Origin of the sequence: Hymenobacter monticola, assembly GCF_022811645.1 — a bacterium.
In the GTDB taxonomy this organism is placed as follows: Bacteria; Bacteroidota; Bacteroidia; order Cytophagales; family Hymenobacteraceae; genus Hymenobacter; species Hymenobacter monticola.
In genome coordinates, this window is sequence record NZ_CP094534.1 from 1,381,725 (window position 1) to 1,396,852 (window position 15,128).

The following is a 15,128-nucleotide window of genomic DNA, read 5'->3' on the forward strand; positions in this document are numbered from 1 at the left end:
ACCGACCCGACCAAAAAACCATGCTGGCTGAACTGACCAGCCTGCTCACCAAAGGCAACGCGCACGCCACCTTCGAGGAAGCCTGCGCCGGCCTCACACCCGAAATCTGGAACCAACGCGTGCCCGACGTGCCCTACACTATCTGGCAGCTGGTGGAGCACGTCCGCATTGCGCAGTGGGACATCGTGGAGTTTTGCCTAGAGCCCGACCACGAGTCGCCGAAATGGCCGGAGGGCTACTGGCCCGCGCCCGATGCCACCGCCGACGAGGAAGAGTGGCAGGAAACCCTCGACCATATCCGCCAGGACCGACAGCGCTTCCTGCACCTGCTGCACGCCCCCGGCACCGACCTGCTGGCTAAAATTCCCCACGGCACCGGCCAAACCATTCTGCGCGAAGCCATGCTCATTGCCGACCACAACGCCTATCACACCGGCGAAATCATTCTGGTACGCCGCCTGCTGAAGGCCTGGAAATAAACAAGGCTCATCGGTTCATCTAACGCAAAAAGCCCAGCACGTCAGGCGCGCCGGGCGATTTCTGAGGCGTCAAGCAGTCTGGCAACGCCTATTTCTTGTAAGCCACGCGGTAAATCACGCCGTTGTCGTCGTCGCTCATCAGCAACGAGCCGTCGGTGGCCTGAATGAGCCCGCAGGGACGGCCAAACTCCGACTTGTCGTTCTCCACCAAAAAGCCCGTGATGAAATCCTCAAATTTCTCCGGCTTGCCCAGGGCATCGAAGTGCACGCGCACCAGCTTGTAGCCCGAGGGCTGGGCCCGGTTCCAGGAGCCGTGCATGGTCACGAAAGCATCGTTTTTGTAAGCGGCCGGAAATTGCGTGCCCTTGTTGAAAACAAGACCCAGCGGGGCCGAATGAGCCTTGTAGAGCAGCAGCGGGCGCTGGTTTTTGGCGTCGAATTGCTCGTAGGTTTCGCCGCTCTTGGGCTTGTTGGCGGGGTAGGGCTTGCCGTCGGCAATGATGGACGGCCAGCCGTAGCCGGCGCCCTGCTTCAACTGGTTCAGCTCCTCCATCTGGTCCTCGTCGCCGAGCCAGTCGATGCCGTGGTCCATGCCGAACAACTGCCCGGTGGCCGGGTGCCAGTCGAAGCCGATGGTGTTGCGCAGGCCCTTGGCGTAGATGCTGCGGCCCGAGCCGTCGGTTTTGAGCACCAGCAGGGTGGCGTTTTCGGGGTTGTCCTCGTCGCAGGCATTGCAGGTGCTGCCCACCGAAAGGTAGAGCTGGCCGTCGGGCCCGAAATGCAGCACGCGGTTGGCGTGCTGGCCGGCGTCGGGCAGGTCTTTGTACAGAATTTTAGGCTCGCTCAGGCCGCCGTCGGGCAGCACATCGGCCACATACACTTCCCGAATGGCGCTGAGGTACATCTTGCCGTCTTTCATCGCCAAGCCGTGCAGGTGGGGCTTCTGGGCCACCTGGCGCACCACTTCGGCCTTGCCGTCCTTGTTGGCATCGCGCAGCAGCGTGATGCTGCCCTTCACGCGGTTGCTCACGTAGAGGTCGCCGTTGGGCGCCTGGGCCAGCATGCGGGGCATGTCGAGGCCCTCGGCGTACTTGCTGATGGTGAAGCCGGCGGCCACCTTCAGGGCGGCCACGCGGGCGTCGGTGGCGGGTAGCTTGTTGGGCAGGTAAATGTTGCCCGTCATCTTGAAAGGCGTGGCGGCCGGCGGCACGTTTTGGGCGGCGGCGGTGAAGGTGGTGAGCAGCGCAGCAGCGAGTATAATGGGTCGAATAAGAGCCATGAGCATTGATAAATTGTTCATCCTCTTCAACCTCTATTTCCGGCCTGGGGTTGCGTAGCCGCTACTCCACCGCCACCGTGCGCCGGATACCCAGTTTTTTCATGCGGGCTTCCAGGGTCTTGGGGTTAATATCGAGCAACAATGCTGCACCCTGCGCCCCGCTCACGCGGCCACCGGTGCGCTGCAAGGCTGCCAGAATGTGGTCCCGTTCCTGCTCCTTCATGGTTTTTATAGGCACGGCAGCCGGCACAACCGGCGCGGCCGTGGCCGCCATCATCAGCGGGGCCCCGGCAAAGCCCGCGAACTCCAGAAACTGCCCCTGGCTCACGATGATGGACTGCTCCAGCACGTGTTCCAGCTCGCGGATATTGCCGGGCCAGGAATAAGCCTGCAGGGCCGCCAGGTCATCGGGGCGCACTTGGCGCACGGGCTTACCCAGGCGTTTGCTCAAGCGCTGAATGAAGTGGCGCATCAGCGGCTCGATGTCTTCGCGGCGCTCGCGCAAGGGGGCCAGCTCAATGGGGAAGACGTTGAGGCGGTAGTACAAATCGGCCCGGAAGCGGCCGGCGGCCACCTCATCGGCCAGCACGCGGTTGGTGGCGGCGATGACGCGGGCGTCGGAGTGCAGCACTTTGGTGCCGCCTAGCCGCTCAAATTCCTTTTCCTGCAGCACCCGCAGCAGCTTGGCTTGCAAGTCGAGCGGCAACTCCCCGATTTCATCCAGGAAAATAGAGCCCCCATTCGCCAGCTCAAACTTGCCGATACGGCGCTCCACAGCTCCGGTGAAAGCGCCCTTCTCGTGCCCAAACAGCTCACTCTCAATGAGCTGCGCGGGCAGCGCGGCGCAGTTGAGCTTGATGAGGGCGCGGGCGTGGCGGGGCGAGGCATTGTGCAACTCGCGAGCCACCAGCTCCTTGCCGGTACCGGTTTCGCCCGAAATCAGCACGGTGGTATCGGTTGGAGCCACCATGCTGATGCGGCGCTGCACCAGCTGCAAGGCCGGCCCACTGCCCACAAAGGCCCCCGAGTCGGCCCCGAAGCGGGCGGAAGTGTTTATTTCGTCGACCAGGTAGGTGCGCTCTTCCTCCACTTGGGCTTTCAGCGCTTCGATTTGCTCGAAGGCGAAGAGGTTTTCCAGGGCCAGCGCAATCTGGGGGGTGAGGGCAAGCACGGTGGCCAGGTCGTCGGAACGGAAGGCGGTGGGGTTGGGTGAAGCCAGAATGAGCACCGCCGCGCCATCGGGCCGCTCCCAAATGGGCGCGATGAGGATGGCCCGCGTGCCGTGCTCTTCATACACACGGCGCAGGAAAGGGTAGCGTTGCGCCAGCGCCCGAAAACTATCGGCAGTGTACAGGCCCGGCGTTTGCAGCAATTCGTTCATTTGCTGATACATGGTCGATGTATCGGGCTGGTTGATGCCGTTGCGCCGGTCGGGGTCGAGGGCCTGCAGCGGGGCGCCGGGTGCTTCACTCGGGCGCGAAAACTCGGCAAAGCCCTCAAAGGCCTCCTGCCGGCCCGCGCGCTGCAACCGCAGGCCAAAATAATCGAAGGCCACTACTTGGCTTAATGCCTCGGCCACAGCCCGAAACAGCGGCTCGCGCTGCTTGATGCTGAGCAGGGCATTGGTGATGTTAAGCTGCAGGGTGCGCTCCTGCTCGCGGCGCGCTACTTCTTCGAAGGCCAGCGTATTTGCCACGGCCACGGCGATGAGGGAGCCGATTTTTTCCAGCAGTTTTTCGTCGGCGGGCGTGAGGTTGGGGTTGCGGCGCGAGGCCAGCGTGAGGAAGCCCGTGAGGCGCCCGCCGATGTGCAGCGGCACGGCCGTGAGGTGCGTCACGCCCAGCTTCTCAAACTTGTTGTAGGGCGCATAGTTCGGGTAGTTGCGCATGTACTCCTGGGGCGTGAACTGCCGCACGCGCGGGTCGGCCACGAGCACCTCAATGGGCGTGCCAGCGATAGGCGAGAATTGCTCCATGCCCTCGGGCAAGGGCGGCATTTCGTCCACACCGTAATAGTCGCGCAGGAACAAGCGCTTGTACTGCAGCGTTTCATCGAACACGTTGATGCCGATGAGGTCGAACGGGAAGATGAGCCGCAGCTTGGTCGTCACCGCTTTGAACAGCTTGTCCTTTTCGCGGATGGTGGCGATGGCCTCGTTGAGGTGCAGCAGCAGAGTTTCGTCGGTAGTGGGCATGGCGTTGGTTCCGGCTTCAACTGGTGTCGTCTTAGACGGTTCAGACAAGCGACTGTTTTAAATGTTGCCGAATTTTCCTGAAATAACAGGAGTAAAAGCCTACCAATTCCTGATATTTAAGAAATATAGATTAAATATTTTAATCTCGGCAGTGCTCAGAAAGGAGGCAAACTGATTTTAATTAATTAGTATTCAATGGCTAAATGTGAAAAATATATTTCTCATTAGTGCTGGCACGTCTTTCGGTAAGAGCGGGGCACACCCTATGCCATTTGGCCTTATGTTTTCTTCTCAATCACTGAAAGGTTTTGCCGGCTTGTCGCTCATCGGCGGCCTGGTGCTGGCCCAGCCGGCACTGGCGCAAAACCAGCCCGGCGTGCCGGCGGCTTCCCAGGCCATTGGCCTGGCCAGCGACTCTCTGTCCCTCGGTGCCACGGTGCAAGCCGTGCTCGACGCCAACCCCGGCATCACCAACCTCACCGAGCTGAGCAACGCGGCCACCAGCCGCCTGAGCCAGACGCGGGCTGGCTTCCTGCCCCAGATTACCGGCACGGCCACCTACACCCGCATCGACCCGGTGGTGAAGCTGCCTTTTAATGGCGAAACGCTGCAGTTTGCGCCGAATAATAACTACGACTTTCACGTGACGGCGCAGTACCTGCTGCTCGATTTCGGCAAGAACGACGCCACTGTGCGCGTGGCCGAATCGCAGGTGCAGACGGCGCAGGACAACATCACGGTGGCCCGGCGCGACTTGTCGTTCAACGCCGCGCAGCTGTACTACAACATCCTGTTCATGCGCGAGAGCATCCGGGTGCAGGACCAGCAGATTGCCTCGTTAAAAGCTCACCGCAACGAAATGCAGAAGCGTGTGGAAGGCGGCGTGAGCACCAAGTTTGACGTGACGACTACCGACGTGCGCATCACCCAGGCCGAAAACACCAAGCTCGACCTGCAAAACCAGCTCCGCAACCAGCAGGTGCAGCTGGCCCGCCTGCTGCACAAGCCCGAGCAGGCCGACGTGCCGGTGAAAGGCCGCCTGAGCTACGAGCCCCAGCAAGTAGACATGCAGGCCGAGCTGACTAAGGCCAGCAACAACCGCCCCGAAGTAAAGCTGGCTCGCGACGCCGAGAATACGGCCGTGCTCCAATCGCGCCTCATCGAGAAAAGCAACCTGCCCAGCCTCGGCGCGGGCGTGCAGGCCGGTGGCAAAAACGGCTACATCCTGCCCGACATCGACCGGATTCGGTTCAACACGGTGGGCGTGCTGCAGCTGTCGGTGCCGATTTACGACGGCGGCCGCAACAAAAAGCAGCGCGTGGAAGCCGCTGCCAACTCCCGCGCCGCCGTGGCCCGCACCGCCGATACGCAGGAGCAAATCCGGGCCGACGTGCGCCAGGCCGTGAACAACATGGAGTTCAGCCAGGCCCGTTACAACAACGCCGAGCAGCAGGTAGCGCAGGCCAGCGACGCCCTCACCCGCGCCCAGGGCCGTTACCGCTACGGCGTAGGCCAGAACCTCGACGTGCTCGACGCCGAAACCCAACTGGCCCAGGCACGCCTGGCCCGCGCTCAGGCCATGTACAACTACACCCTCGGCCAATTCCAACTGAAGCGCGCCACCGGCGAGCAGATTTGGCAATAGCTGTTAGGGCAGGAGGGTAAGAGGTTATGGGGGTAGGATTTTTCGCTTCCCCTCTACCCCATCACCTATCAACTCCTACCCTCCCACCCCCACACCCTCCTACCCTAAAAATGAACCTCTCCACCATCCTTTGTCCGCTCGATTTCTCGGCCGCGTCGGCTGGACTGGTGGCGTATGCGGCCGCGCTGGCTGCTGCCACGGGGGCCGAACTGCGGCTGCTGCATGTGTGCGAGCCCCAGGAGGACCCCAGCGGCCAGCAGTCCGACGCGAAGGTGTTTGGCTCGTGCAAAGACCGGATGCAGAACCTGCGCGCCGCCGCCGAAGAAGCCGGTGTGGCCAAGGTGCACACCGGCATGGTGCGCGGCGAAGCGGCCCCGGAAATCATAGCCGAGGCCGACCGCCAACAGGCTGATTTAATTGTTATTGGGTCGCACGGCCAAACGGGCCTCACCCGCTTTTTGATGGGAACGACGGCCGAAATCGTGCTGCGTACCGCCCGGTGCGCCACGCTGCTAGTGCGGGCCCCGCTCCAAACTGAAACGGCAGCGCAGGCCTAAGCCGGCCGCTGCACCTCTCCCTTTTTCGTAAAACACCGCCCCCGAATATTTACCAAGATGGCCCAGACCGAAACCTCCCCTGCTGTGCAAAATGCCCCCGCTCCTTACCCCAACGCGGCCTCGACCGAAGCCGAGCCGATGGAGGAGCCCAAAAAGCGCAACCCGCTTGTACTCATCATTCTGGCTGTGATTCTGCTGGCCGGTGGCTTTTATGGCTACACGCGCTACCAGTTTGCCAAAGCCCACGAAAGCACCGACGACGCCCAGGTAGAAGGCGACGTGTACCCGGTGCTGCCCCGCGTGGGCGGCCCGGTGCTGGAAGTGAAAGTGGACGACAACATTCCCGTGAAAAAGGGCCAGGTCCTCGTCACCCTCGACCCGTCTGACTACCAGCAGCGCGTGAATGCCGCCGAGGCGGCCCTCTTTGCCGCCCAGGCCCAGGTGACGGCCGCCCGTGCCGGCGTGGCCACTGCCCAGGCCAACGTGCGCTCGGCCCAAACCGGCATCGGCGTGAGCCAGGCCAACCAGGAGCGCCTGCAGAAGGACCTGAAGCGCAGTACCTTCCTGCGCCAGCAAGACATCATTCCGCAGAGTGAGTACGACGCCGTGCAGGCCAACCTGAAAGCCACCGCCGCCCAGCGCGCCACCGCCACCGACCAGGTGAGCGTGGCCCGCCAGCAGGTGGCCGCCGCCCAGCAGCAGATTGCCGTGGCTCAGGCCGTGGTAAAGCAGCGCCAGGCCGACCTCGACAACGCCAAACTGCAGCTGAGCTACACCACCATCGTGGCCCCGCAGGACGGCATCATCAGCAAGAAAAATGTGCAGCCCGGCCAGGTAGTAGGCCCCGGCCAGCAGCTCTTTGGCATCGTGGGAAGCGCCCGCACCTGGGTGGTGGCCAACTTCAAGGAAACCCAGTTGGAAGACATGAAAGTGGGCCAGCCCGTGAAACTGGAAGTGGACGCCTACCCCAACGAGGAATTCAGCGGCCACATCGAGAGCCTCTCGGCTGCTACCGGCGCCCGCTTCGCCCTGTTGCCCCCCGACAATGCCAGCGGCAACTTCGTGAAAGTGACCCAGCGCATCCCCGTCCGCATTGCCCTGGATAAGGTTGACCCCGAGCACCCCTTGCGTGCCGGCATGAGCGTGAATGCGGTGGTAGCGGTGAAGTAATTTTAGGGTAAGAAGGTATGGGGGTAGGAGGGTAAGAGTTTTTCTGCTCTCCTATTCCTTACCGTTCTGGCCGCCAGCTTTTTTCTGTTTATCGCGAGCCGTTTTTTCGGCTTTGCCGAGGATAGACATTATGGACTTGGCTTCGGTCAATAACTCATCAAGCCTTCCTTCGGGTAGGTGGCCTGCTTCGCTTAATAGCTCTAGCCACAGTACCGATTCGTCGGCTTCTTCTAGTGCAATGTGCAGTTTCGCCAAGAACTCCCGCTCGGAGCGGGCCCGGCACGCGGCGCGATAATTCGCAGCCACTGAAGAGCCAGAGTGCACCAACTGCATCCCAGCCGTTCGGCACGATGGCGCGGTTGGAAGTCGGTCCACCAGCTTCATGATGCGCAGGGCAAACGCTTTGGTTCGCTGTCGAAATTCTTCAGCAAAATCAAAATTCGACAGACTGTTCGACATAGCAGGAGAGTGAGTTGAGGTATCACCCAAAGAAACAACTCCTACCCGCTTACCCCCACACCCTCCTACCCCATAAAACATGGAAACCGGATTTACCAAGTGGATTATCGTTGTGACGGTGGTCCTCTGCTGCTTGCTGGAGCTTATTGACACCAGCATCGTGAACGTGGCCCTGACCCAGATGATGGGCAACCTCTCGGCCACGCAGCAGGAAGTAACTTGGGTGATTGCCTCCTACGGCATCGCCAACGTGATTGTGATTCCGATGACCGGCTTCCTGGCCGAGCAGTTCGGGCGTCGCAACTACTATTTTGTGTCGGTGGTCATCTTCACGCTGGCCTCCATGGCCTGCGGCCAGAGCACCAACATCTGGGAGTTGGTGGCGTTTCGCTTCATCCAGGGCATCGGCGGGGGCGCGCTCATGGCCACCTCGCAGGCCATTCTCATCGATACCTTTCCGCCCAAGCAGCTGCCGCTGGGCCAGGCCCTGTTTGGCATGGGCGTGATTATCGGGCCTACCATCGGCCCCACGCTGGGCGGCTACATTGTGGACAACTACGACTGGCCCTGGATTTTCTACGTGAACGTGCCCGTAGGCATTCTGGCGGCCATCTTCACCATGCTGTTCATTCGCGACCCCGAGCGCATCAAAAACGCTATTCCGCGGCCGCTGCGCGAGATTGACTGGGCCGGCATTGGCCTACTAATTCTGGGCGTGGGCTCGCTGCAGCTGGTGCTGGAGCAGGGCGAAACCGAAGACTGGTTCGAAAGCTCCTACATCAACACGTTTGCCTTTCTGGCTGCCGTGGGTATCATCGGCTTCATCTGGCGCGAGCTCACGGCCAAGGCGCCTATCGTGGATTTGCGGGTGCTGGGCAAGAGCCGCAACCTGGCCGTGGGCGCGGTGCTCTCGTTCGTGCTGGGCTTCGGCATGTTTGCCTCGGTGTTCATCTTCCCCATTTTCACCCAGCGCATTCTTGGCTTCACGGCTGCCCAAACGGGCTACATCCTGCTGCCCGGCGCCCTGGCCTCGGGCATGATGATGCCGGTGATTGGGCGCATGCTGCAAGCCGGCGTGCCGCAGAAGTTCATGATTCCGGTGGGCTTCGGCATCTTCTTCATCTTCACGTTCTGGATGGGCCAGATTATCTCGCCCACCGCCGGCGAAGACGACTTCTTCTGGCCCCTGATGGTGCGCGGCCTGGGCATGGGCCTCATCTTCCTGCCCATCACCACCATGAGCCTGGCGGGCCTGAAGGGCAAAGACGCCGGCCAGGCCGCCGGCCTCACCGGCATGATTCGCCAGCTCGGCGGCTCGTTTGGCGTGGCCATTGTGGGCACCTATCTGGAGCGTAGCATCGCCCAGAACCGCATCAGCCCGCTGGCCCACATCTCGCTCTACGACACCAACACCGTGCAGCGCATTCAGGCCTTCACCCAGAACTTCCTAGCCCACGGCTTCCCCCTGGAGCAAGCCCAGAAGCAAGCCTACATGGCCCTCGAAGGCATTCTGATGAAGCAGGTATCCATCATCACCTACACGCAGGTGTTCACGATGATTGGCTTGTTCTTCGTGGTGTGCCTGCCGCTGGTGCTGCTGATTAAGCGCGTGAAAATCACCGGCAAAATCAGCATGGACGCGCACTGATGCGGCCCGCCAACTCAGGTATTGGAAAAGCCCCGACTCGGCGAGAGTCGGGGCTTTTTTGTGTGGCGAAGTGTTTATTTGTGACCTCCTACCCTTCTGACTTCTTGCATGCTAAAACCATTTACCGCCCTTCTGGCGTTTGACCTGCTGGCGGGCGTGGCCCGGGCCCAAACGCCTGCTACCGCCGACCCCGCGCAGTGGGTAAATCCGCTGGTGGGCACCGATTCCAAGCCCGACCTCTCGAACGGCAACACCTACCCGGCTATTGCCCTGCCCTGGGGCATGAACTTCTGGATGCCGCAAACCGGCAAGATGGGCGACGGCTGGGCCTACCAGTACTCGGCCGACAAGCTGCGCGGCTTCAAGCAGACGCACCAGCCCTCGCCGTGGATGAACGACTACGGACAGTTTGCCCTCATGCCCATCACCGGTCGGCGGGTGTTTGATGAGGACGCCCGCGCCAGCTGGTTTTCGCACAAAGCCGAGGTGGCCGAGCCCAATTACTACCGCGTGTACCTCGCCGACCACGACGTGACCGCTGAAATAGCGCCCACCGAGCGCGCCGCCCGCTTTCGCTTCACCTTCCCCAAGTCTGATAGTGCCTATGTAGTGATTGACGCCCTGGACCGCGGCTCCTACGTGAAAGTGCTGCCCGGGCAGCGCCGCGTCATCGGCTATACCACGCGCAACAGCGGCGGCGTGCCCAAAAATTTTAAGAACTACTTCATCCTGGAGTTCGACCACGACTTCACCAGCACCGCCCTTTATCAGGACAAAGCCCTGGCGCCCGGCGTGCTGGAAGTAACGGCCAAGCACGCCGGGGCCGTGGTGGGCTTCAAAACCCGAAAAGGAGAAAAGGTGAACGCGCGGGTGGCCTCGTCCTTCATCAGCCCGGAGCAGGCCGAGCTGAACCTGCGGGAAATTGGCGAGCAGGACTTCGACGCCGTGCGCCAACAGGGCCGCGCCGCCTGGAACAAGGCCCTGGGCCGCATCGACATCGAAGGCGGTACGGAGGCGCAGCGGCACACGTTTTATTCCTGCCTGTACCGCTCGCTGCTGTTTCCGCGCAAGCTGTATGAAAAAGATGCCAACGGCAACGTGATGCACTACAGCCCTTTCAATGGGCAGGTGCTGCCGGGCTACATGTACACCGACACGGGCTTTTGGGACACGTTTCGGGCGCTGTTTCCCTTCCTGAATCTGCTGTACCCCGACGTGAACGCCGAGATTCAGCAGGGCCTGGCCAACGACTACAAGGAAAGCGGCTGGCTGCCGGAGTGGGGCAGCCCGGGCCTGCGCAACGTGATGGTGGGCAACAACTCGGCCTCGGTGGTGGCCGATGCCTACCTCAAGGGCATCCGCGGGCAGGACATGAACGTGCTCTACGAAGCCCTCACGCACGGCGCCAACAACGCCGGGCCACTCGATGCCGTGGGCCGCAAGGGCGTTGAATACTACAACAAGCTCGGCTACGTGCCCTACGATGTCAAAATCAACGAAAACGCGGCCCGCACCCTGGAATACGCCTACGACGACTTCACCATCTACCAGCTGGCCAAAGCGCTGAACAAGCCTAAAAAGGAAATCGACCTTTACGCCCGGCGCAGCCAGAACTACCGCAAGCTCTTCGACAAGGAAACCGGCCTGATGCGCGGTCGCAACCAGGACGGTACCTTTCAGAAGCCCTTCAACCCTTTCAAGTGGGGCGACGCTTTCACCGAGGGCAATAGCTGGCACTACACCTGGTCGGTATTTCACGACGTGCAGGGGCTCATTGACCTGATGGGCGGCCGGCAGCAGTTCGTGGCCAAGCTCGACACGGTGTTCACGCTGCCGCCGGTGTTCGACGAATCGTACTACGGCGAGGTCATCCACGAAATCCGGGAGATGCAGATTGCCAACATGGGCAACTACGCCCACGGCAACCAGCCCATTCAGCACATGGTGTACCTCTATAACTACGCCGGCCAGCCCTAGAAAGCGCAGTACTGGGTGCGCGAAACCCTCAACCGCCTCTACCTGCCCACTGCCGACGGCTACTGCGGCGACGAAGACAACGGCCAGACTTCGGCCTGGTACGTCTTCTCGGCCCTGGGCTTCTATCCGGTCTGCCCCGGCACCGACCAGTACGTGTTGGGCGCCCCGCTCTTCCCCAAAGCCACCCTGCACCTGCCCTCTGGCAAAGACATTGTGCTGAACGCGCCCAACAATTCGGCCGCTAACCGCTACGTGAATGCATTGACGGTCAACGGCCAGGCTTATGATAAGAACTGGCTCAGCCATTCGGAACTGCTGCAGGGCGCTACGTTGAATTTCGACATGAGCGCCGCGCCGAACAAGAATCGGGGCACGCAACCGGCCGCGGCGCCGTACTCGTTTTCGAAGGCGAAGTGAGGCGACTGTCATTGCGAGCGGAGCGCAGCAATCCGTCCTCTCTTTGCGACCAGCTTTGATTTGTGACAAAGAACAACAAAAAGCCCCGGCACTGCGCAGTGCCGGGGCTTTCTGGTAAAAGAGCGTGTCTGGTCCTTGCAGGACGGATTGCTTCGTTACACTCGCAATGACAAGTGCGGTGTGCCTGAAACCTACTGATACTGAATGTACAGCGGCTTGGGCGTGAGCTGCGTCAGCACTTCTTCCGGCGTCATGATGTGGTGGGGCTTGGGGCGGGCGTCGTACTCGTAGAACAGCTTGAAGCCGGTGTACTGCACGGGCTCCACCTGGATGTAGTCGTGGTAGGAATCCTTTTTCAGGGTGGGCTCGCCGTGGCCGTCCATGTGCATCACCACCTGCACGCGCGGGTCGAGCTTGATGTTTTTGTAGTTGGTGAGCATTTTGCGGGTGAAGCGGTGCACCGTCAGCACCTTGGGCGGGAGCTTGTTTTCGCTCACGAGGCGGGCCAGGTAGTTGATGGTCCAGTTCACATCCTTGGCGTCGAGGGTGCCGATTTTCTGGTTGGGGCGCACGCCGGGCATGGTGGCCAGCGAAAACTCGGGGTCGATACCGAGGTGAATGTCGGGCTGCTTGAGGTAGGGCTCCAGCTTGGGCACTTCCACTTGCAGGGTGCTGTGGCCGGGCTGCACGTCCAGAAACAGAATGCACTTGTGCTCGCGGGCCCAGCTGATGACTTCCTCAATGGTGGCTTTCGAGTTCATCAGGCGCCACTTGCCGTCTTTGCCGGGCGAGCCCTGGGCCGTAATGGTGACGTTGTGCAAGGCGGCCTGCACCGGAATGCTGGGGTCGGCAGCCTGCCACTCCTTCAGCACGCCCGCGAACTTGCGGAACATCTGGTCCTTGGGCTCGCGGCCCAGAATGCCCATGCCCTTCGAGCGGATATTGCCATAGAAGGCGATGATGCGGTGGCCCGGCAGGATGGCACCCGGCAGCTGCCCGGTTTTCTTGGCGATGCTGTCGGCCTTGAGCGAGTCGCGCCGCATGGCCATCGCCTTTATTTTGATGGTGTCGACGGGAGCGGGCTTATTGGCTACGCTGTCGTTGGCGGCGGCACCGCCGTTTTCGCCCTCGTTGGGGCTGGTTTTGCAGGCGGGCAGGCTGGCGGCAGCCAGCAAGCCAAAGGTGGCGGCCACGAGCGCGGCACGCGGCGTTAGGGAAAACAGCACTGAATAAAAACGGATTAGAAGGTCAATACAGCGTGCAAGTTAGCCCATTTTGTCGGGTTGGCGGCGGGCCCAACGCAGAAAGGCCCCGGCGCGGGCCGGAGCTTTTCGGGCGGTTTCTCTGGGATTGATGGTTTTACTGCCAATTGCAGGGCAAAGCACCAGCCTTAGCAACCGGCGACAGGGGCTGGCGCGGACCAGCTGTACCAGTCGAAAGGCCGGCTGCTGAAAATTGCCGCACTGGATTTTTGAGCAAATGTTACCGGTACCGTGAAGCTGACAGCCACCGGCTTGCCGTCCTGGGTTCCGGGCTTGAAGCGGGGCAGCTGACCGATGGCCGCCAGCACCGCGGCATCGTATTCAGCACCCAGGCTTTTGACGATGGTCGGGTTGAACACTTCGCCGCTGCTGTTCACGGTGAAGGACACGAACACCCGGCCTTCCTTGCGGTTGGCGGCTGGCACCTGCGGATAGGCAATGTGGCTTTGGATGTAGGCCACGATGCCGGCGTTGCCGCCGCCGGTGGGCAGCTCGGGCATGCGCTCCACGTAGGTGTACACTTTTTCGAGCGCGGGCGGGGGCGGCGGGGGCACGTCTTGGCCATCGGCGGGCGCCACGGTGGGGGGCGGCGGAGGGGGCGGCACCATGGCATCTTGTGCGGCTTTCGAAACGCCCGGCTCGGCGGGCGCACTGGCTTTTTCGCAGGCGACAGTGAACAGCAGGGCGCCGAGCAATGGCAGCACCAGCCACTGCTTCCAGCGGCGAATGGGGGAGGTTTTCTGAATCATGGCAATGCGACGGAGGGTTTGGGAATGGGAAAATGTGTGCGCAAGCGGGACGGAGAAACCGAGGCGGCTGGCCACTTGCCGGGCCAACAGGTGCGTGTAGGAAATAGCAGGGGCAAAGGCCGGTGCCTGGGCCGCGGCGTGGCGCAGCGCCTCCTCATCGGCCAGGTACTCGTGGGTGAGGGCCAGGGCCCGGCCGCACAGGTGCACGAAGGGGTTGAACCACAGCCCGGCGCGCAGCAGCTCGAGCAGCAGGCGGTCGTAGGTGTGGCCCTGCCGCACGTGGGCTAGCTCGTGGCGCAGCACCTGGCCGGCTTCGGCCGAACTCAGGGGCAGGGTATCGTCCCAGAAAATGAGACGGCCGAACGAGCTGGTGGGCACCTGGCCGTGGGTAGGCACCAGGGTGTAGCCAGTGTGCTTTTCGCGGGCCAGGCGGCGCGTGCTGCGCCACAATTGCCCCAGCTCCAAGACCAGCCGGACGAGCATGAAACCGACGCCAGCTAAATAGATAAGCAGCAGCACCTGAGGCCAGCCCGCCACCGCGGCCGAGGCGCTTTCGGCCCCGCCCGGCTGCACGGCCACCGGGGGCAGCAGCACGGCCGCCACGCCGGCCAGCGGCGCCGGACCGGCGCCCCAGCCAGCCGGCCAGGCCAGCGGCAACAGCGGCAGGCCCGCCGCCAGCAGCGGCCCCAGCACTAAGTACCAGCGGTTGTAGGCAAAGCTGCGCTCCTGGCCCAGGGCCAAGCGGTAGCAAAGCCACCACGCGCCCAGCAACACCGTGCTGAGCAGCATCCAGTTAGGCAGGCTGATTGGGTTCATCGTCGGCGGGGTTTTGGGGTTGGGAAGCGTGGCGGAGAAGCTCATCGAGCTGGGCGGCGTCGAGGTTTTCTTCTTTGGCAAAAAAGGAAACCAGCCGGCTGAAGGAGTTGCCGAAGTGCCCGCCCAGCAGCTTGCGCAGCGAGAAGCGGCGGTAGTCGTCTTGCTGCACCAGCACGTGGTAGCGGTGCGTGCGCCCGAAGGCCTCGTGCCCCACGAAGCCCTTGGTTTCGAGGATGCGGATGATGGTGGACACGGTGTTGTAGGCCGGCTGCGGGGCGGGAAGCTCGGCCAGCACGTCCTTCACGAAGGAGGGCCCCAGACGCCAGAGCACTTGCATCACTTGTTCTTCGGCGCGGGTGAGTTCGGGGAAAGCGGATGGGTCCATGCGGGGCAGTGTTATTTAACAGGGGTAAACGTACAACTAATTTTTTAGTTTAAAAACTATTTTATTAGTTGAATGCCTTTCGCAGGTGCGA

At 61.9% G+C, this 15,128-nt stretch carries 11 protein-coding genes and 1 pseudogene; 6 read left to right on the top strand and 6 right to left on the bottom strand.

The window, feature by feature from the left end; translation table 11 throughout:
- Positions 1–20: 20 nt before the first annotated feature.
- Positions 21–479: a DinB family protein gene (locus tag MTP16_RS05850; RefSeq protein ID WP_243516719.1), complete on the top strand. Its 459-nt coding sequence runs from the start codon at positions 21–23 to the stop codon at positions 477–479.
- Positions 480–567: 88 nt separating this feature from the next.
- Here MTP16_RS05850 and MTP16_RS05855 read toward each other — a convergent pair whose 3' ends face one another.
- Positions 568–1,758 carry a PQQ-dependent sugar dehydrogenase gene (locus MTP16_RS05855; RefSeq protein ID WP_243516720.1) on the bottom strand — a complete coding sequence of 397 codons (1,191 nt, stop codon included), beginning with the start codon at positions 1,756–1,758 and terminating at the stop codon, positions 568–570.
- A 61-nt stretch (positions 1,759–1,819) separates the two neighbouring features.
- A complete protein-coding gene (locus MTP16_RS05860; RefSeq protein WP_243516722.1) occupies positions 1,820–3,952 on the bottom strand; it encodes a sigma-54-dependent Fis family transcriptional regulator in 2,133 nt (710 codons plus the stop codon).
- 280 nt (positions 3,953–4,232) lie between these two features.
- Here MTP16_RS05860 and MTP16_RS05865 point away from each other — a divergent pair, with 280 nt between their 5' ends.
- From MTP16_RS05865 to MTP16_RS05875, 3 genes are all read left to right on the top strand, one after another.
- Positions 4,233–5,597, top strand: coding sequence for a TolC family protein (locus MTP16_RS05865; RefSeq protein ID WP_243516724.1), 1,365 nt, complete (start codon positions 4,233–4,235; stop codon positions 5,595–5,597).
- Between the two features lie 110 nt (positions 5,598–5,707).
- Positions 5,708–6,154, top strand: coding sequence for a universal stress protein (locus MTP16_RS05870; RefSeq protein ID WP_243516726.1), 447 nt, complete (start codon positions 5,708–5,710; stop codon positions 6,152–6,154).
- 57 nt (positions 6,155–6,211) lie between these two features.
- Positions 6,212–7,324, top strand: a complete 1,113-nt coding sequence (locus MTP16_RS05875) for an HlyD family secretion protein (protein WP_243516727.1) — start codon at positions 6,212–6,214, stop codon at positions 7,322–7,324.
- A 51-nt stretch (positions 7,325–7,375) separates the two neighbouring features.
- Here MTP16_RS05875 and MTP16_RS05880 read toward each other — a convergent pair whose 3' ends face one another.
- Positions 7,376–7,783: a four helix bundle protein gene (locus tag MTP16_RS05880; protein WP_243516729.1), complete on the bottom strand. Its 408-nt coding sequence runs from the start codon at positions 7,781–7,783 to the stop codon at positions 7,376–7,378.
- A 79-nt stretch (positions 7,784–7,862) separates the two neighbouring features.
- Here MTP16_RS05880 and MTP16_RS05885 point away from each other — a divergent pair, with 79 nt between their 5' ends.
- Complete coding sequence (locus MTP16_RS05885) at positions 7,863–9,431, top strand: DHA2 family efflux MFS transporter permease subunit (protein ID WP_243516731.1); 1,569 nt, start codon at positions 7,863–7,865, stop codon at positions 9,429–9,431.
- A gap of 108 nt (positions 9,432–9,539) precedes the next feature.
- Positions 9,540–11,825 (top strand): annotated as a pseudogene (locus MTP16_RS05890) (GH92 family glycosyl hydrolase).
- Between the two features lie 191 nt (positions 11,826–12,016).
- Here MTP16_RS05890 and MTP16_RS05895 read toward each other — a convergent pair.
- From MTP16_RS05895 to MTP16_RS05905, 3 genes are all read right to left on the bottom strand, one after another.
- Positions 12,017–13,048 carry a hypothetical protein gene (locus tag MTP16_RS05895; RefSeq protein ID WP_449272149.1) on the bottom strand — a complete coding sequence of 344 codons (1,032 nt, stop codon included), beginning with the start codon at positions 13,046–13,048 and terminating at the stop codon, positions 12,017–12,019.
- A gap of 167 nt (positions 13,049–13,215) precedes the next feature.
- Positions 13,216–14,652 carry a M56 family metallopeptidase gene (locus MTP16_RS05900; RefSeq protein ID WP_243516735.1) on the bottom strand — a complete coding sequence of 479 codons (1,437 nt, stop codon included), beginning with the start codon at positions 14,650–14,652 and terminating at the stop codon, positions 13,216–13,218.
- Positions 14,630–15,037: a BlaI/MecI/CopY family transcriptional regulator gene (locus MTP16_RS05905; RefSeq protein ID WP_243516737.1), complete on the bottom strand. Its 408-nt coding sequence runs from the start codon at positions 15,035–15,037 to the stop codon at positions 14,630–14,632. The genes MTP16_RS05900 and MTP16_RS05905 overlap by 23 nt, the downstream gene beginning before the upstream one ends.
- Positions 15,038–15,128: the final 91 nt, after the last annotated feature.

What these genes read in the sequence shown, in the direction of transcription:
- MTP16_RS05850 (WP_243516719.1), top strand. Translation starts at nt 21, where the DNA reads ATGCTGGCTGAACTGACCAGCCTGCTCACCAAAGGCAACGCGCACGCC.
- MTP16_RS05855 (WP_243516720.1), bottom strand. Translation starts at nt 1,758, where the DNA reads ATGGCTCTTATTCGACCCATTATACTCGCTGCTGCGCTGCTCACCACC.
- MTP16_RS05860 (WP_243516722.1), bottom strand. Translation starts at nt 3,952, where the DNA reads ATGCCCACTACCGACGAAACTCTGCTGCTGCACCTCAACGAGGCCATC.
- MTP16_RS05865 (WP_243516724.1), top strand. Translation starts at nt 4,233, where the DNA reads ATGTTTTCTTCTCAATCACTGAAAGGTTTTGCCGGCTTGTCGCTCATC.
- MTP16_RS05870 (WP_243516726.1), top strand. Translation starts at nt 5,708, where the DNA reads ATGAACCTCTCCACCATCCTTTGTCCGCTCGATTTCTCGGCCGCGTCG.
- MTP16_RS05875 (WP_243516727.1), top strand. Translation starts at nt 6,212, where the DNA reads ATGGCCCAGACCGAAACCTCCCCTGCTGTGCAAAATGCCCCCGCTCCT.
- MTP16_RS05880 (WP_243516729.1), bottom strand. Translation starts at nt 7,783, where the DNA reads ATGTCGAACAGTCTGTCGAATTTTGATTTTGCTGAAGAATTTCGACAG.
- MTP16_RS05885 (WP_243516731.1), top strand. Translation starts at nt 7,863, where the DNA reads ATGGAAACCGGATTTACCAAGTGGATTATCGTTGTGACGGTGGTCCTC.
- MTP16_RS05900 (WP_243516735.1), bottom strand. Translation starts at nt 14,652, where the DNA reads ATGAACCCAATCAGCCTGCCTAACTGGATGCTGCTCAGCACGGTGTTG.
- MTP16_RS05905 (WP_243516737.1), bottom strand. Translation starts at nt 15,037, where the DNA reads ATGGACCCATCCGCTTTCCCCGAACTCACCCGCGCCGAAGAACAAGTG.